The sequence below is a fragment of the Acidobacterium sp. FHG110202_01 genome (assembly GCF_059115305.1).
Map to the genome: position 1 here is coordinate 1 of NZ_JBZYWJ010000009.1, position 18,004 is coordinate 18,004.

Annotated in this window: 15 protein-coding genes and 1 tRNA gene; 3 read left to right on the plus strand and 13 right to left on the minus strand. The window is 53.4% G+C overall.

Annotated features, from left to right (window positions below; genetic code table 11):
* The 5 genes from AC5S16_RS17960 to AC5S16_RS17980 form a co-directional block, all read right to left on the minus strand.
* A partial coding sequence (locus AC5S16_RS17960) for a hypothetical protein (RefSeq protein ID WP_493931485.1) occupies nt 1-529 on the minus strand: 529 nt, incomplete at its 3' end.
* Between the two features lie 41 nt (nt 530-570).
* Nucleotides 571-1,566 carry a GDP-mannose 4,6-dehydratase gene (locus AC5S16_RS17965; protein ID WP_493931486.1) on the minus strand — a complete coding sequence of 332 codons (996 nt, stop codon included), beginning with the start codon at nt 1,564-1,566 and terminating at the stop codon, nt 571-573.
* A gap of 23 nt (nt 1,567-1,589) precedes the next feature.
* The gene (locus AC5S16_RS17970; RefSeq protein ID WP_493931487.1) at nt 1,590-2,669 is read right to left on the minus strand and encodes a nucleotidyltransferase family protein; all 1,080 of its coding nucleotides are present in this window, start codon (nt 2,667-2,669) and stop codon (nt 1,590-1,592) included.
* A 75-nt stretch (nt 2,670-2,744) separates the two neighbouring features.
* Nucleotides 2,745-3,479, minus strand: coding sequence for an acylneuraminate cytidylyltransferase family protein (locus tag AC5S16_RS17975; RefSeq protein ID WP_493931488.1), 735 nt, complete (start codon nt 3,477-3,479; stop codon nt 2,745-2,747).
* A complete protein-coding gene (locus tag AC5S16_RS17980; RefSeq protein ID WP_493931489.1) occupies nt 3,476-4,573 on the minus strand; it encodes a GNAT family N-acetyltransferase in 1,098 nt (365 codons plus the stop codon). The genes AC5S16_RS17975 and AC5S16_RS17980 overlap by 4 nt, the downstream gene beginning before the upstream one ends.
* A gap of 171 nt (nt 4,574-4,744) precedes the next feature.
* On the opposite strand from AC5S16_RS17980, the gene neuB reads away from it, so the two are divergent.
* Entirely contained in the window at nt 4,745-5,800 is a 1,056-nt protein-coding gene (gene neuB, locus AC5S16_RS17985; protein WP_493931490.1) for an N-acetylneuraminate synthase, read from the plus strand.
* Between the two features lie 23 nt (nt 5,801-5,823).
* Complete coding sequence (locus tag AC5S16_RS17990; protein ID WP_493931491.1) at nt 5,824-7,341, plus strand: lipopolysaccharide biosynthesis protein; 1,518 nt, start codon at nt 5,824-5,826, stop codon at nt 7,339-7,341.
* A 79-nt stretch (nt 7,342-7,420) separates the two neighbouring features.
* Here the strand turns inward: AC5S16_RS17990 and AC5S16_RS17995 are convergent.
* The 3 genes from AC5S16_RS17995 to AC5S16_RS18005 form a co-directional block, all read right to left on the minus strand.
* A tRNA-Ser gene (locus AC5S16_RS17995) sits at nt 7,421-7,512 on the minus strand.
* Nucleotides 7,513-7,563: 51 nt separating this feature from the next.
* Complete coding sequence (gene hldE, locus AC5S16_RS18000; RefSeq protein ID WP_493931492.1) at nt 7,564-9,036, minus strand: bifunctional D-glycero-beta-D-manno-heptose-7-phosphate kinase/D-glycero-beta-D-manno-heptose 1-phosphate adenylyltransferase HldE; 1,473 nt, start codon at nt 9,034-9,036, stop codon at nt 7,564-7,566.
* Entirely contained in the window at nt 9,037-9,645 is a 609-nt protein-coding gene (locus tag AC5S16_RS18005; RefSeq protein ID WP_493931493.1) for a D-sedoheptulose-7-phosphate isomerase, read from the minus strand.
* A gap of 53 nt (nt 9,646-9,698) precedes the next feature.
* Between AC5S16_RS18005 and AC5S16_RS18010 the strand changes: the two genes are divergently transcribed.
* Nucleotides 9,699-10,277 (plus strand): D-glycero-alpha-D-manno-heptose-1,7-bisphosphate 7-phosphatase, encoded by a 579-nt coding sequence (locus tag AC5S16_RS18010; RefSeq protein WP_493931494.1) that lies wholly within the window; start codon nt 9,699-9,701, stop codon nt 10,275-10,277.
* Here AC5S16_RS18010 and rfaD read toward each other — a convergent pair.
* From rfaD to AC5S16_RS18035, 5 genes are all read right to left on the minus strand, one after another.
* A complete protein-coding gene (rfaD, locus tag AC5S16_RS18015) occupies nt 10,274-11,272 on the minus strand; it encodes an ADP-glyceromanno-heptose 6-epimerase (RefSeq protein ID WP_493931495.1) in 999 nt (332 codons plus the stop codon). The genes AC5S16_RS18010 and rfaD overlap by 4 nt on opposite strands.
* 12 nt (nt 11,273-11,284) lie before the next feature.
* Complete coding sequence (locus AC5S16_RS18020) at nt 11,285-12,403, minus strand: glycosyltransferase family 9 protein (RefSeq protein WP_493931496.1); 1,119 nt, start codon at nt 12,401-12,403, stop codon at nt 11,285-11,287.
* A gap of 32 nt (nt 12,404-12,435) precedes the next feature.
* Complete coding sequence (locus tag AC5S16_RS18025; protein ID WP_493931497.1) at nt 12,436-13,425, minus strand: NAD-dependent epimerase/dehydratase family protein; 990 nt, start codon at nt 13,423-13,425, stop codon at nt 12,436-12,438.
* Between the two features lie 253 nt (nt 13,426-13,678).
* Nucleotides 13,679-15,094 carry a UDP-glucose dehydrogenase family protein gene (locus AC5S16_RS18030; RefSeq protein ID WP_493931498.1) on the minus strand — a complete coding sequence of 472 codons (1,416 nt, stop codon included), beginning with the start codon at nt 15,092-15,094 and terminating at the stop codon, nt 13,679-13,681.
* 270 nt (nt 15,095-15,364) lie between these two features.
* A complete protein-coding gene (locus AC5S16_RS18035) occupies nt 15,365-17,959 on the minus strand; it encodes a glycosyl hydrolase family 28-related protein (protein ID WP_493931499.1) in 2,595 nt (864 codons plus the stop codon).
* Between the last annotated feature and the right edge of the window lie 45 nt (nt 17,960-18,004).

Sequence of the window (18,004 nt, forward strand, 5' to 3'; positions counted from 1 at the left end):
ATCGTATGCCGGCACGCAGTTCTTCCTCATTTCGCGCGACGACAGGCATGGAGAAACCCACATACAGGTTCTGCTTCATCATTTCCGGAAGCTCAAATATCAATTGCCGCTCTCCGAGCGTATTCACTTCCGTGATGATTTTCACAGTGTTGGCATAATCCCCTGCCCGGCGTTGCAGGAGACCATGAAGCGCTTCGTACATGACTGGCTGGGCATTGAATGCGATGTCCTCAAAATGAAAAAATCGCGGGACAAACGGATGCGCAGGCCAGAAATTGATGCCGACGCTATCGTGCTTGCCTATGACCTGCCATCGTCCGTCCGGAATGTCGTTAATCGACCAGGCGCTTCCCAGGATGAAAAGCGTATCGCTCGCCCGAAGACTTGGAAGGTCAAGCGTGTCCAGAAGAGGCAAACCTGCAAGAGAAGCTGCTTTTGCTGCTCGCGCAGATTCTTCGCGAAGGCGCGCATGATGGTAAAGACGGCACAGCAGAGGATGAGGCAGACGTTTGGCCAGTGATCGAATCATTCAGATTTTCACTCAGCGATTCACCGTTGCATCATTCAGCATCAAATCGCGTAGCTCCCGATTGCATAGGTCCCAAGATTTCGGCTGATCCATTCGATGGTTTGCGCCAGCCCTTCGCGCAATGGAACTGTGGAATGCCATCCTGTAAGTTGCTGCAGTTGGAGACTGCTCGCGCAAAGCCGGTCTACCTCACTCCCATCCGGACGTAGCCGCTGCGCCTCAATCTCTACCGGACACCTGGTCCCCAGCAATTCAAAAATCATTTCCGTCAATTCGCGAATCGATGTCTCTGTGCCGCTGCCAATATTGAGGGTCTTTCCGACAGTTGCAGGCGTTTCCGCAATTGCGATGAACCCCTCAACAATATCCGAAACAAAATTGAAATCGCGAGTTGAGTGCAGGTTCCCTAATTTAACGGATGACTGCGCGATGGCCTGCGTAATAATCGTCGGAATCACCGCGCGTGATGACTGGCGCGGCCCATAGCAATTGAAGGGGCGCGCGATCGAGACCGGCAGGCCGAAGGAGAGGTGATACGACTCGGCAATCTTATCGGCGCCTATTTTCGTTGCGGAGTAGGGAGATTGCCCCTGCAGCAAATGATTCTCATCGATGGGCACATACAGCGCCGAACCATATACTTCGCTTGTCGATGTGCATATGAGCCGCTCCGTCCCGAACCGCCGGGCCGCTTCCAGGACATTCAATGTGCCATCTATATTTGTCTGCACATACGATCGCGGCGAGTGATATGAGTATGGAATGCCAATCAAAGCGGCAAGGTGAAAGATGGCGTCCACATCCTTCGAAGCATGAGCAACGCTTTCGTTGTCGCGGATGTCACCATGGATAATTTCCAGCTCAGTGCGAAATGGAGAAGCCGACAACCAGCCCAGTGAACCTTGTGACGTGTAGCGGAGGAAACAGCGCGTATGCGCGCCCAGTTGCGCAAGGCGTTCAGCGAGATGGCTCCCGATAAACCCGCCTGCTCCTGTCACAAGGACCCGGCGATTCTTCCATGTGAATGAATTGCTCAATATCGTAGCTGTCTCTCCGGTTCTTAAACCACCCCGCGCGCAGCATCCACAGATGCGCGCTCGTACTGTTCCATCTGTCCGACATCGAGCCAGTATTCGCGGATCGGGAAGCAGATGACACGCTTGTGCGCATTGATCAGATTCGTAATCAGTTCGGGCATGTCGCACGCGCAATCCTGCTGGACCATCTCGCATACGCCCGGCTGAACCAGGTAAATGCCCGCATTGATGAAATTGCGAATCGACGGCTTCTCGACGATGCGAACAGCATCAATTCCTTCCGTGCTGATAACGCCAAACGGAATCTGCACCTCGTACTGCCGAACAGCGATCGTCATATCGGCTGCATGCTCGCGATGAAACTCCAGCATCGCCCTGAAATCGATCGAGGTCAAAATATCTCCATTGATAACGAGCAGCGGAATATCTCCGATAGGGGCTTTTGCAAGCGCCCCGGCAGTGCCTAAAGGCGTCTCTTCATCTACATATTCAATATGTATGCCGAAATCTTTCCCATCACGGAAGTGATCAACGATGCTCTCCGCCATGTAATGTGTTGAGATGCTGACGTGCTGAATTCCTGCAATGCGGAGCTTGTGGACCAGATGCTCAAGGATAGGCTTGCCATTCACAGGGAGCATCGGCTTTGGAACCTTCTCGGTGAGAGGCATCAGGCGCTTGCCGAATCCACCGGCCATAATCAAACCGTCCAATGGCAGTGAAGAAGACGCCAGATAATCTGAGTCCAGCGCAATGTCGACGACTCGTCCTTCCGCATCGAGCAGCGGAATCTGCCGGATGCGATATTTCGCCATGATCTGGAGCAATTCTTCAGACGCAGTACCAATGGATGCAGTGATCGGAGCGCCCTTGTAGCCGTGGTCTTTGCGCGTCGCAAGCAGTTCGTCGATCGATTGATCCAATTCGATTCCGAGGAGAATGGCGCGCCTCATGTCGCCATCGGTGACGGTTGCTTCCAGCCGCCCGTCTTTATCAATGACCAGAACAATGCCCATTGCACAATGGTCCATAAGACCCATCAGATCGCGCACTGCCTTCGTTTTCGCAATCAGCGGCAATTCGCGCGGCGGATTAGCGGGCATAGGGGCGTCTCCGTTGCATATGAAGATACCATGTATGTCGCAGATATCTCATTTCGCCGGTTACGTTAGTAGAGATCATTTAAGCCAGGGAAAGTGAATCATTCCACCGCGCAGCATCAGTTCAGCGAGGCGAAAATCGCGCGGGTTATCGATGTCTATGGCCCGGCTTTCCGGAATCTCAAGCATCCGGTGCGGCAGTTCAAAGTAACCTGGAAAATCTGAATCCGCTACATGACCGCGCCGCCAGAGATATAAAGCGCCATTGATGCGGTAGGTTGCAGGAACATCCTGGCGTCTTACATAAACACCGCCGTCAGGAAAACTCTGCCGCATATAGCCATCGTTCGCAATGTCGATGCAGACCCACCGCGGATTGAACGGCGGTATGGACGCCGCCACCACTCCTACGGCACGACTGTCCTCTTCGAGCAGTTGTATCGCCTTTGAAACATCTTCTGGTAAGCGTGCGGGGCTGGTAGGCGAAAGCAATAAAACATTGTCGTAACGGCAACCGTCGCGCGATTCCATTTCCACCAATGCATGTTTGATTACAGGCCACATGGGCGTATCGTCTCCGGCAAGCTCCGCAGGCCGCAGAAACGGAACTTCTCCGCCGTATTCACGGGCGATGGCAGCAATTTCCTCGCTGTCGGTTGAAACAATACATTTTGAAATTTCCGGGCACAGTTTTGCCAATCGAATGGAATGGGCAATCAGCGGCAGTCCTGCAAGAGGAAGAATGTTCTTTCCCGCCACGCCCTTTGAGCCACCACGAGCCGGGATGACAGCCAGCATTTGACGCATATTCATTTTGTCCGTTCGCCATCAGCGAGGTTATAGGGCCATGGCGTGCCAGGCAGCCGCCGGATCATTTCAAATTTTTCGGGATCAGCAATAAAAATCAAGTAGCGATATGTGTGCGCAGACCCACCAAAGCTGCGTTTATAAGCTTCAAGTGAATCTCCCGGCTTCACTCCACCCCCAAGATGAAGCAACTCGCAGCCCAGCTGACGAGCCCGTCGTGCGCCCTCCACGATCAGGAGCGTTGAAGCTCCGCATTTGCGGCCGAGGTCATTTGTGGCAGCAAGATGGCCGTGGACATATTTCGGGCCAATCAGAAATAGATTTCCTCCAACCGGATCATTGCCATGCAAGGCCAGCGCTATCCCAAGTCTCTTCCCCAGTTTTGCCAGCTTTTCAAAATACGCTTGAGGAAACCTGTAAAAACCATTCGCCCCGTTGCGGTCGATCAGCTCGTTATAAAGCGCAATAAAAATGTCGAGCTTAGAGTCTACATCGTCATCGACCCCTGTTCCCCAGACTACGCGCAAGGCCTGGCTGGCAAGGCGCATATCTGCCTGTCTGTCCCTTCTCAGTCCGGCTGGTTGATCCAGTTTCGTATTCCACTCAAGCAATCCTATGGAATAGGTGACGCCTCTTGCATGCACCTGCAGCCGTTCCTTCCAGTGTCCAGCGGCATCTACCCAGCGCTGTTGATCCATGATTGGGTGAAGGCGGATCACGCAGCAGACAACGCAGTGCCTAGAGCACCAGGAGCTCAATTGCTGGAAAAAAGAGTGAGAAGCTTCTGGATGGACGTGGCCCGACGAATCCAGCAAGCCGCCATAGCCATAAGGAGTGCTTGCATCCAGCCATTCGATGGAACTGCCGCTGGCAGCGAAAGCGCGACGCATGAGAAGCGGAGCCAGTATCCTTCCGGATGGCGAAGACGCTACAAACGCGAGCGGCTCCGTCTGTTCGATCTCCGCGGTCGCCCGTGCATATTCAGGCAGATAATACACGTCTGCCCTTGATGAGCTTTGCACCAGCGCGGTCCAACGTTTCTCATCCAGACCATCATCTGCGTGCAGCACTTCCGGATGTTCTGAAACCTGAGCGGCCATTTCCGTAACAGGGCAGCATTGGATGCGTTCGAGGCTGCCAAATTGTATTCGATGCGATTTTAGCCCCTTGCCTCAAATTGTGTACTATGTGCCTTACCGGCTTGCGAAACACAAGGCACGGCAGAACTGGCCTGCTGGTTCAGTCCTGGAGGAAACGCGGTGGCTCTCGACATGAATAATAAAGTTATCTCCATTGCAGGCCGCAGCGTCGGGAGCGGCCAGCCATGTTTTATCGTCGCCGAGGCTGGAGTCAATCACAACGGAAGTCTCTCATTGGCTCGTGAACTGGTGGATGTGGCCGTCGACGCAGGCTGCGATGCAATCAAGTTTCAAACCTTCAAGGCCGAAAAAGTCTGTTCTCCTGTGGCGCCGAAAGCCACTTACCAACAGCAGACGACGGGAAACGAAGAATCCCAATTAGAAATGGGCCGGAAGCTGGAGCTGCCTTTCCCGGCATTCCGTGAGCTGCATCAATACTGCTCCAGTAAAGGCACTCTCTTCCTGTCGACGCCTTTTGACTACGAAAGTGCAGACTTCCTCGATGCATTGCCTGTGCCAGCATTCAAGATTCCGTCAGGCGAGATCACCAACATTTTTTTCCTTGAACACATAGCTCGCAAAGGCAAGCCGTTGATCGTTTCGACCGGCATGGCCACGATGGAAGAAGTCGATGTCGCCATCAAAACAATTCACGCAGCAGAAAACCAGCAAATCGTTCTTCTGCAGTGCGTCAGCAATTATCCTGCTGCACCTTCCAGCATGAACCTGCGCGCCATGCAGACGCTTGAGAACGCATTTGGAGTCGCGACTGGGCTGTCAGACCACTCTGTCGGAACAGAAGTGGCGTTTGCTGCGGTCGCTCTCGGCGCATGCGTCATCGAAAAGCATTTCACCCTGAGCCATGAGCTTCCCGGTCCTGACCATCGCGCGTCCCTGGAGCCAGCAGAGCTTGCCAGCCTGGTAAAAGGCATTCGCAACATCGAGGCCGCGCTTGGAGACGGCATCAAGCAGCCTGTCGCAGAAGAATTGAACACCGCCGATGTCGCTCGCAGATCGCTGGTGGCGGCCAGACCCATTCCTGCGGGAACGGCGCTTACCGTTGATATGATCGATATCCTGCGGCCAGGAACCGGCCTTCCACCGGCAATGCGTTCGCAGTTGCTGGGCCGAGTTGTGCACCATGACATTGAAGCCGGCACGCTCTTGCGGCTTGATATGCTGGCGTGACCGGCTGCTGCCGGCCAGAGTCTATGGCTGATCTCTCGCCTCAAAACGTGGCGCCACCTGAAGTAGAAGCTGTACCCAAACCCGTTCATGGGATTGCCCGGCGGCTGGTACAGTCGTTTGCCGTCTATGGAGCTGCGAACTTCAGCATTCGTGCGTTTAACTTCCTTCTCATCGTGATCTACGCGCACTACCTGCAGCCATATGACTACGGAATCATTTATATGGCTGAGATCACCGCTTCCTTTCTGGTGATTTTCGCCGGCCTGTCGATGGACAGCGCGCTCGAACGGCTGTATTTCCAGCACAATCAGGATGTAGAAGAACTTCGCAGCTACCTGGGCAGCGCTGTCCGCTTCGGGTTCCTGTGGATGGCTGTGTTTCTCGCGCTGGCTTTGCTTATAGGAAGTCGCGTTCAGTCCTGGCTTCCTGCCCATGCATCGGTGCCTTTTTACCCGTACATCGCCATCTCACTCGCGACAGCCACAGCAATACAGGGCGTTCAATACCGGCTCGCTGTGTATCAGGCTTCGCAGCGTCCACGATCCTATGCGTTATTCTCGTCTATGCTCGCGTTGCTTACTGCTGCGGGCTGTATGTATGGGGTCGTGATTCGCCGCGCCGGCGCTATCGGAATGCTCCAAGGGAAACTGGCTGCCGCTACCGTTACATTCCTGCTGGCTGCATGGAGCATGCGCACGTTCCTGACTGCGCGGTTCCAGTGGAAGTTTGTCCGCCAATCTCTATCGTTCAGTCTGCCTCTGATCCCGCACATGGTGATGGCCAGCGGCCTGGTGGTCGCGGACCGTTTCATCCTTGAGCACTATCGCAACCTGAATGAAGTAGGCATCTACTCTCTTGCCTATACCTTTGGTATGGTCATGTATCTCGTGACCCAATCGCTCTCACAGGCATGGCTCCCGATGTTTTTTGATCTGGCTGGAAGCGGGCAGGAGAACCGTCACACGCTTGGCCGCATCTGTTCCGGCCTGGCGATTTTCCTTGTTAGCCTTGCGTGCCTCGGCATCCTGTTGTCGCCTCTTTTAGTGCATATTGCCCTGGATCATCGCTACAGCTCTGCTGCGAGCATCGTTCCTCTGGTTGTCATGGGCTATTTGTTTCATGCGCTCTTTTCTCTTTTCGATCTCTCGATACTGCACGCGAAACGCACCGGATCCGTATTCATCATCAGCCTGGTGGCATTTATTTTGAATCTGGCTCTGAATTTCGCATTGATTCCACGATGGGGAATGTATGGCGCAGCCTGGGCTACTACCATCGCCTATGCAGTGGAGGCAATCGGCGCATTTGCCATGGCTCAGTATTTCTTTGCTCTACCCTATCGCCTGCCTGAGATGGCAGCCGGAATCGCCATCTCCGCCGGGACGCTCTGGTTGACTCAACTGGCATGGCTGCAGCAATGGCACGGCATCTTGCTTGCTTGTTGCACGATCCCCATCCTGGGAGCGCTCGCTCTCGTTGGCAGGCGCGACCTTCAACGTGCCTTCACCGGCATGCAAATATCCCGAAAATCTGTTCAGTGAGATTTCGGGAGAGCGCGATACGATGCGGGGAGGGCTACACTAAAACTTGAGATTGTCTATGTAAGTATTTGATTTTAAATGGCGGAGAGGGAGGGATTCGAACCCCCGATACCCGTAAAGGTATGCCTGATTTCGAGTCAGGTGCATTCAACCGGGCTCTGCCACCTCTCCGTATGCGGCGTGGCTAATTATAAAGCTAGTGTATCAGACACTTGCGGCGGCTCAGACTTCAACTGCGGTCGCTTTGGCGATGAGCCTGGTCGTGCTGAAGCCCGCGACCGTAGGCACAATCTTCACCCGTCCGCCCCACGAATGCACTTCACGCGCTCCTACGACCGTCTCTTCCGTGTAGTCGCCGCCTTTGACGATGACATCCGGCCGCAGCGCTTCGATCAATTGCAGCGGAGTATCTTCATCAAAGACCACCACCGCATCTACTACCCCCAAAGCAGCGAGCACATATGCGCGCTCGCGCTCGCCTACGATCGGTCGGTTCGGACCTTTGAGACAGCTCACAGACCGGTCGCTGTTGATAGCGACAACCAGACGGTCGCCTTCTCTGCGCGCGTCCTGCATCAGGCGGACGTGACCGATATGCAGCAGATCAAAGCAGCCGTTCGTGAAGACAATTTTTTCGCCCTGAAAACGCCAGGCGGAAACCCGAGCCTTCAGACTGCTCAATTCCAGGACCTTTTCTTCTGCCTGCAGCTCGATTTCAGGCATCAGGCTGGCAAGCAGCTCTTCTCTTTCGATCGGAACTGTGCCGACTTTGCTGACAACAATGCCGGCCGCAACATTTGCCAATTGCGCAGCACTCTCAATTTCAAGGCCGCTTGCCAGAGAAAGCGCCAGTGTAGCAATGACGGTGTCGCCTGCCCCGGACACGTCATACACCTGACGCGCCGTTGCCGGGAAGCTTTGCCTGCTGTTCCTGCTGAGAATGGCGATTCCCTTCTCGCTCAGCGTGACTGTCAGATAATCGAGGTCAAGGCTTGTTGCAAGATCCTGTCCGGCAAGAAGCATTTGCTCCAGGTCCTTGCCCGAAGCTCCTGCTGCAACGGAAAGCTCATGAAGATTCGGGCATATCGTGGTGGCGCCGCGATATTGTTCGAAACTCCGTTGCTTCGGATCAACAAGAACGGGAATGCCCTGCTCCTTCCCCATCGCGATGATCGCCTGGCAGACCTTTTCCGTCAGCACTCCCTTCGCATAGTCGGAAAGGATGATGGCATCTGCTCCTGACAGCGCCGCGGCTGCATTGCTGAGCAGTTGCCGGTATGCCTCCTCGTCGCCTTCGAGCGTTTTTTCCACGTCAAGACGAAGCATCTGCTGGTTGCCGCCAAAAATTCTAAGCTTCGATGTTGTCGGACGATTGGCAACCGTGACCAGATTTTCTTCTACGCCTATGCTCTTGAGGCAATGCTTCAGGCTTTCTCCGTCTTCGTCAGCGCCAATGAAACCAATCAGAGTGCTCTGCGCGCCGAGGCCGGTAATGTTCGCGGCCACATTGGCCGCGCCTCCGGCCCGGCTGTTCCGGTGTCCGAACCGGACAACGGGCACAGGCGCTTCCGGAGAAATGCGCTCGACATCACCCCACACATAGCGGTCAAGCATCACATCACCGACAACGAGCACGCGCTTGTTCTTCCAGTCACCCTCAATCAGTCCGACAACGCGATGCAAATCTGCAATCATTTATGCTTTGCCTTCCTGATCTGATGTCTGCCGGCAGATGGCGAGTTCTACCCAATCGCACAGCATATGTCCGCAGAGAATATGGCCCTCCTGAATGCGCGCTGTATCTTTGGACGGAACACAAAGAACTGCGTCCGCAATCGAGGCCATCGCTCCTCCGCCGCTGCCGGTCATTGCGACTGTAAATGCGCCGCGCTTTCGCGCTTCCTCAAGGGCCGAACAGACGTTCCTGCTGTTGCCCGAAGTGGATATACCGACAGCAACGTCCCCCCTGGAACACAATGCCTCTATCTGTCGCCGGAATACTTCCTCGTAGCCATAGTCATTTGCAACTGACGTGAGCACAGATGTGTCCGTGGTCAATGCAATGGAAGGAAGACCGCAGCGTTCGCGGCGAAAACGCCCTACAAGTTCAGCAGCCATATGCTGAGCGTCCGCGGCGCTGCCGCCGTTTCCAAACCAGAAAACTGTGTTGCCCGTGCGCACGGAGCGCAGCATCTCTTCCGCAATGCGTTCCAGCACCGGCAACTGCGACTTAAGCTGCCCAATAACAGAAAGGTGCTCATCCATGGCGCCAGCAAAAACTGCGCTTCCATTCCGGCCTGTCATAGCTTCCCTAAGAGTACAGCAAACAAGTTCTTCTGCTCCATTATGATGGGGTTATGGCACAGCAATTCCCTCATGTCCGCTACGTATTTCTGGACAGGGATGGCGTCATTAACCGCAAGCCCCCGGAAGGCGAATATATCTCGCGCTGGGATGATTTCCATCTGCTTCCCGGCGTTGAAGAAGCTATTTCGCGATTGAATCATTCGGGATATACCGTCATCGTTGTCACCAACCAGCGCGGCGCTGCCCTTGGGCTCTACTCCGAAGAAGATATTCAGCAGTTGCACGAGCAATTACGCAAACACCTCGCTGAGTCCGATGCGCGCCTGGATGCAATCTACTACTGCCCGCATGATCGTGATGGCTGCGACTGCCGCAAGCCCCGGCCGGGAATGTTCCTGCAGGCATTTCGCGATTTCCCTTCCGCATCGAATGCGAACAGCATCGTGATTGGAGATTCCATATCCGACATCGAAGCCGGTATACGCCTTGGAATACCAACGATTTTCATTCAAGGCGATCCATCGCGCCAGAAACCGGGAGCAGATGAAGCTGCTGACCTCGCCGACGAAACTGCCGGCTCGCTGCTCGAAGCTGTGGATCGATTTCTGCCCGTCATCACAAAAGATTAGACAGCCAGCGGCTCGGCAACCTCAAGCGTTTCCCGCACGCCGTCTTCAAGCGGCGTCATCTCCAGGTCACAACCCATTGCGCGCAGACCGCTCAAATCGGCTTCCGTAAAGTGCTGGTAGCGATTTTCAAGATCCTGCGGAAACGGAATATACTCAATTTTTGCCTTGCCATGGACCTGCATCAGCGCCTGAGCTACTTCATTAAAGCTACGGCTGTTCCCTGAGCCTGCATTGACAACACCCAGGTAGGTCTTCTTCTCAGCTCCGGATTTCGGCGCGTAAGGGCCGACCTGCGCAAAATACATGTTGAGCTTCGCCAGGTCCTTCACATAGACAAAGTCGCGCCTTTGCCCACCGCTGGGATAGCCTCCTGACCCCTCAAACAGCCTCACCTTTGCGGTTTCCTTTATCTGCTTGCCGAAGTGATGGATGACGGAAGCCATGCGTCCCTTGTGGGCTTCGCGCGGGCCATAGACATTGAAGTATCGCAAACCTACTACGGAAGTAGACAATTTATCCAGCAAAAGCAGGTTCCGGACAAAGTTGTCGAAAGTAAGCTTCGAGAAGCCATATACATTCAAAGGCTTTTCATTTTCAAACGAAGGAGTAAATTTGCCGGGGCCGCTCAACCCGTAAACAGCAGCCGTAGAAGCATAGATCAAAGGAGTATGCCGTGCCTGAGCAAAGTGAAGCACTTCTTTCGAGTAGGTGAAGTTGTTGTCCATCATATAGGCGCCGTCATCTTCGAGCGTATTCGAGCACGCTCCCTGATGGAAGATAGCGTCGACTTGCTTTACTTCGAGAGCATTCTCACTGATGGCGCGACGGAACTCATGCTTGTCCATATAGTCGACAAACCGCGCGCCATGAAGATTAGTGAATTTCTGCGCATTCTTCAGGTTGTCGACGATCAGAATATCGGTAATGCCATTGTGATTCAGCTCGTGCACAAGATTGCTGCCGATGAACCCCGCGCCCCCGGTAACGATATACATGTAGTTTTCCCCCTATACGGGCTGTACTTCCCGCTTTGCCTGGCCATACTTCCACGCCCGCATCGCAGCCTGCAGCATCTCATCTACCTGAATCGATTCCAGGCATTTCTTCCGCTGCTCGATACACGTCTCCAGGTTGCAGCCAAAGCAATCCGTCTTGTGGTAAACGATCCGGTGCCCTTCACCAAATGGATACCAGCGGCCCGGCTTTCCTCGCGCAGAAAATGCAATCGCGCACGGCACTCCATACGCAGCGGCAAAATGCATCGGTCCGCTGTCCGGCCCTATAAACAGCTCCGCCTGACGGATCACAGCCGCAGTCTCTCTTGGAAAGAGCTTACCGCACAGGTTCAACTTTTTCCCTCGCCATCCCAATCCAGCCCGCTCGCTGTCGGCGGAATCGTCCTGCGCTCCAATAAAGACGAGGGCATGCTCCGGAAACCTCTTCGCCAGTCGTTCTATCAATGCGCACCATTTTTCTGCACCCCAGTCCTTCGCCTGCATCTTTGTGCCGATGCCTGCTGCGAGGAACCGCTCCCCCTCAAGCGGAGCAAGCACACGACGAGCTGCCTCCTGTTCTGCAGCGGTCAGCCTCAGGTCCCAGCTTGCTATCTCTTCCGGACTGGCGTCTCCCAAAGGGGCAAGCGTGCGCGCGAGGCGTGCAGCCTCCTGCTCCCATAAATCTGCCTGTGCGTCATATCGAGCCTCGGATAGCTCACCTACTGGGGTTCCTATAATGGTTCGAACTCCGCACCAGCGGAAGAAGGCCAGGTCGCGTTTGACAGCTTTTTCGCCGCGAGGAGCGGTAAGGTAAATCAAAATGTCCGGAGAAAATCGGCGTATCTTCCACCATAGTTCGGCAAATACTGTGGGGCTTCGCGAACCTGTCGGATAAAACAGGTAGTCGTGAACGAGTCCGGAATCGCCAATGACTGCCGCCGCTGCCGGCGCCTTGGAGTGCACTGGCTTGTTGGTAAGCAACACTCGCCTTGCCTGAGGAAAAGTGCGGGCAATCAGGTGCAGGCAAGGAAATGCCACGACCGTATCCCCAAGACTGCCGAGGCGGTAGATCAGGACCCGCCTGGCAGCTTGAACTTGACCGGATTGCAGCTGAGATTCAGATACGGACATATCTGCGGATAAGCCCTACCGCGCCGGCTATTCTACTTTGCAACTGCGGCAAGCATCTGGCTTTCTATCCACTCATAAGTTGCCCGCATGCCATCCCGCAAGCGAATTGAAGGTTCCCAGCCGAGGTACTGAAGGATCTTCGTGTTATCGCTGTTGCGCCCGTTTACGCCTTTGGGTGCGTTGAGCTTGTACTTCCTCTTCAACTCTACACCAGCAATCTCTTCCACAATGTCCACCAGCTGATTGATAGTCACCAGTTCATTGCTTCCAAGATTGATCGGTTCGCGAATGTCACTCTCAACGATTGCCTGGGTTCCCTTAATGCAATCGTCGATGTACATGAAGCTGCGTGTCTGATGGCCATCGCCCCAGATTTCGATTTCATGCTTGCCGGAAACTTTTGCCTGGATCACTTTCCGGCAAATTGCCGCAGGCGCTTTCTCGCGGCCACCGTCATATGTTCCGTATGGTCCATAGACATTGTGGTAGCGGGCAATGCGTGTCTTGAGCCCAAAGTCTTCCTCAAAATGGCGGCACATGCGTTCGCTGAAAAGCTTTTCCCACCCATAGCCATCTTCAGGCATAGCTGGATACGCATCTTCTTCCTTGAGGGGCACTACGTCGGGGGTCTTCTGCTTATCGCCGTTGTAAACGCATGCAGACGAGGAGTAAAAAAAACGATCTACTCCAGAATCTCTCGATGCCATGAGTAAATGCGTGTTGGTCAACACGCTCAACATGCACAGGGCTTTGTTGTTTTCAATGAAGCCCATGCCGCCCATGTCCGCAGCGAGTTGAAAAACGATCTGAGCTCCAGCTACAGCCTCGTAGCAGTTCTCCTTGTCACGCAGATCAAGAGTCACATTTTCGACTTCGTCCGACCGCTGGTGCCATTCGTCCAGCGGTTTGATATCCACTGCGCGCACAACTTGCGCGCCGCTGTCAAGAAGAGCTTTTATCAGATGGCCGCCAATAAACCCGCCTGCCCCACACACCACAACTTTCTCATTGGTCAAGCTCATTTTGCTCCCAGTGCAAACTTAATCTGACGAACACTTAAAACTCTACAGATCGGGACTTTAAATGACACAGATGCTGACACATATTATTGTTGCTGTACTTGCGTGACAAATAATAATGGGTGCTACCGGAACAAGAACTACTCTGCTAAAGACGTACAACCACTACTCTTATGATTGTAAGTTTGTCTTTGCAGTTGTTCCCTGTCAAGACGGCTAACACCCATTCGAACCAATTAGATAATACTGACGCGTGCTATGGCAATTTGTAGGAGAACGCGGGATCCTTCACCTGCGCTGCGCCCGGCCTGCCAACACTCAGGTAGGTGAATCCTCGCTGCTGCATCTGGGCGGAGTCGTAAAGATTACGCCCATCGATGATGATCGGATATCGCAAAGTATAGTGCAGGCGGTCAAGATCCAGTTCGGCGAACTCCTGCCAATCGGTCAGAATCAGCAATGCATCAGCTTCATTGGCTGCTTCATACGCATCATTCACATAAGACAGGCTCGACGACGAAGGAAGGACCTGCTTTGTCCTCTCATTTGCCGCCGGATCGTAAGCGGAAATAACGCACCCTTCTTTCAGGAAGAGGCGAACAAGGTCAATCGCTGGAGACTCGCGGATATCGTCTGTTCCGCCTTTAAAGGCAAGACCAAGAACGCCAAGCTTCTTTCCACGGAATGTCCAGAGTGCGGAACGCACTTTCTGAAAGAAGCGCTTCTTCTGTTCAGCATTGATCTTTTCAACTTCGCTCAGCAGGCCGAAATCCACTCCCATCTGCTCGGCAACGTACCGGAAGGCCGCAACGTCCTTCGGGAAGCACGAGCCACCATAGCCAATGCCTGCCTTCAGGAATTTAGGCCCGATCCGCTCATCAGATCCGATGCCCTTCGCTACCTGTTCGATGTCCGCGCCTACTGCCTCGCAGATGTTCGAAACAACGTTGATGAACGAGATCTTCATGGCAAGGAACGCATTCGAAGCATGCTTGATGAGTTCCGCAGCCTTGGTCGAGGTCTGAAGAATCGGAGGAGGTTCTGCAACGGAACGGAAGCCTGGAACCGCATCTGCCTTCTTGTAGTACTCACCAGACGTAAGTGGTTCATAAATTGCTCTCAGCAGCTTATCCGCGCGCTCGCTGTCTACTCCAATCACAATACGGTCGGCATGGAGGAAGTCGACGACCGCTGTGCCTTCACGCAGGAATTCCGGATTCGACGCAACATCAAAGAGTTCACGCGAGACACCATTCCGTTCGACCACACGGCGTACCCATTCATTTGTATAGACGGGAACGGTGCTCTTTTCGATCACAAGCTTGTAGTCGTTAATGGAGCGTGCAATCTGGCTCGCCACAGCATCAACATAGGACAAGTCAGCGCTGCCCGTCTGGCTTTGCGGAGTACCGACTGCGATAAAAATTGCCTGCGCTTTTTCCGTTGCACCGTGCAGGTCAGAAGTAAATTCGATCGCATTATTGCGGTGACGGCTTAATAATTCCGGCAGGTACTCTTCATGGATCGGCACCTGGCCGCCGCGAAGCATTTCTACTTTGGTCTCGTCATTATCTACGCAGATGACGCGATGACCAATTTCAGCAAAACACGCAGCGGCTACAAGTCCTACATACCCTGAGCCAACGACAGCGATAGTGAGTTGTTCTTTCATAGCGTTTTCCTGGTAGATGCTCCTTCAATTCCGATAGATAAAACGTATACAAAGGTCCTGTCAGGCCGAAATCCAGTTAAACTCTAGCTTTTTATCAGCTTTCGGGGAGAGATCTCTCGCCGGTAACTAAACATCGTGCCGGACAAACAAGTGCAACAAGTAACTGTTGTCTTTTATCTCTGGTCTTGTGCCAGACGCGCGGAAATCTCAGGCAGAGTATTTATTTTACATGGTTGCGCTTGGGATAGGAACCCCTTTCCCCATCACCTGTTACTGAACATGAACGTTATAGGCAACCGCCTTCGGCACGCCTCTAGCCAGCGAACAAACCTTTACGGTGACAGTATCTAGGCCTGAAACATACGCCTGCCAGATAAAGCCGTCTCCCGGGTCGGAAACAGGAGATGCGGAAGCAACCATATTGATTGCCGCGCCTCTGACCTGTGCCAAACCTTTTGCGCATTGCCCTGGAGCAAGCATCGAACCGCCAATCGCTCCAGTTGCTCCGCCCATCGAAGGACCACCGGCAACAGGCACAGAATTGCTGACGCCTACAACTCCGCCAGACCGCGAGCCTACACCTTTCGCTGCAATGACACTTCCTGAAACAAGAAGATCAGCTGTCCCATCCGGCTTGCCCTGGACTTGAAAAGCATTGACCCATTTAGCTCCAGTCCAGATGTCATATTCATACCCCGGATGAGCGGTATTTGACGGACCGCCATTCATGCAGATTCTGTTCGTTGCCTGTTTCTGTCCTGCGGCAGGTGTATCGAACCAGCAGTATTGGTTGGCATACTGAATGCCATTCATCCATCCACCTGGCCCATAACCTCCCTGCCCATTAATGGAACTGTAGCGAGCGAACAATCCATTTGCCGGAGAGAATACCCCTCCCGTGCCAGGGAACGTGACAACAGGCTGAGCCGTATGTCCGTTCGCATACGTAGGCGCAGTGAGATAGCTACCTCCCGTCTGCTCCCATATCTGCATGCGGAGATCATGGGGATCAACCACTGATGACAGTTCAAACCGGTTTGGAATATGCGCCGAGCCCTCCAGGATTATCGAAGCGTATCGATGTGTTGCAATTTCACCTGAATGCGGATAGGCACTCTGGAACATTTCCACCGAGCGAAGATGCACGGATGCGCCGAGGCCACGGGAATTGGGCCCGCCAACCGGATCTATAAACAAGCCATCAGGAGGATAGCCGACGATGATCTCTGCACAGGTGCGGACACTGCTCTGATCGCAATTGTCCTTGTAGCCCTGCTCTGGCCCGATAATGGCGTTGATATGCGAATTCTCAATATCAGGAGCACCATAAGTTCCGATGGGGAACTCTTCAAGTATGGAACCTGAAGGCCAGGAAGCATTAGCTGGCGATGTGCCCCCTTTACTATTCCTGATGGCGAAATAAACTTTACCATCCGATCCAAAGCCAGCTACATTCACCAATTCGTACTGTCCGCGTTTCACACCTGGTACGTATTTTGACGGCTCATTGCTTCCAGATAGATAGTCCTGCGGAAGAATGACATAAGGATACGAATTACCACTTTTCGGGTTAATATCCGCGGAATCGCCAAAAAATTGCGGCATCCAGTCTGTGCTGGCAACCTGAACAGTATTGCCCCCTACAGACAATGCAGACTTAAATGAAGTTTGAGGGACTTGGCCACCGGCAATGATTGCGGCATTGAGTCTTCCTGCTTTATCCCAGGGAAATCCTTCAAAATAAAAGTTCCGTATTGCACTCACACTTTGATTAAATAGTTGAAATCCTGATAAGTATTTGAGTGGTTTGATAGAGCCGCCATAAAAACTGAAATTGACCGCTTTATCAACATAAATAGCCGCATGCCCATCTGGACTAACTGGGGTTGGAGTTCCTCCAGGTCCTGCGTTCGGGTGTGGAAAAACACCGTTTACGCAATTTACGTTGTAACAGTACTTATCTCCCGCCATCTCACCCGGAACTGCTTCATTCGTCGCTCCTGGGTTAATAATCTGGGTATTCCAGAAATAACTTTCGTTGATGTCGCCTGCAAGAATGATCGGCCATCGCACCGCATAGATGTAGAGGTTCTCGGAACTGAAACGCTCTGCATTGAGGTTTAACTGCAGTCCGCGGCCCCCATGGTTGTACATCTTCACATCTCTGATGTGGAACCCGGCTGTAAGCACCTCCAGAAGAGTCCCGGTCGTGGCGTGTCCGCCGCCGGTGAATCCAACTCCTTCAATGCTTCCGTTACATCCCCAGTCAGGGCAATTTCCACGATAAATAGTAATAAGATTTGACGTCGGATTTGCTAGAGCCAGGGAAGTCGTGTCAGGGCCATCCCCAATCAAATGTACTTCCGCCGGGATGCGCAATGTACTGCTTATCTTATAGGTACCTGCCGGAAGGTAGATAACAGGTGAGGCCTTAGGGCCAGGACCAAAAGGATGTTCTATGGCAAAAGCAATTGTTTTCTTCAGCGCATCCGTATCGTCTTTTTGTCCATCGCCAACAGCCCCTTCGTTGCGCACATTAAGCCGGCCAGTGAGTGAGTCCGGCCGTCTCAAGTCCAGAACTGCGGTGTAATTCTTGCATGTAGAAGGCATCGCTTCAGACGATTTGTAATCCGGCGTAACAACAATCATGCCGCCATTCGCGCAAGCATTTTCATATGCACTCGAGAGGGACGTTTGTGAACGGCCATCGAGCACAGTCATCTTTGACTGTCCGGGTTGAACTGGCATCGACGGACTGTTTGCAGCCTGCCCCTTCAGCTGAGGCACTACAGTAACAAAAACTATAAGGAGTGCACTTAACCAATCGATCCGGGGGAGAAGGAAGTCTGCTTTCCTGGGAAACATGCATTACTCCAGTCTGATAGTTGCCCTTTACTGGGGCCCGGCTCA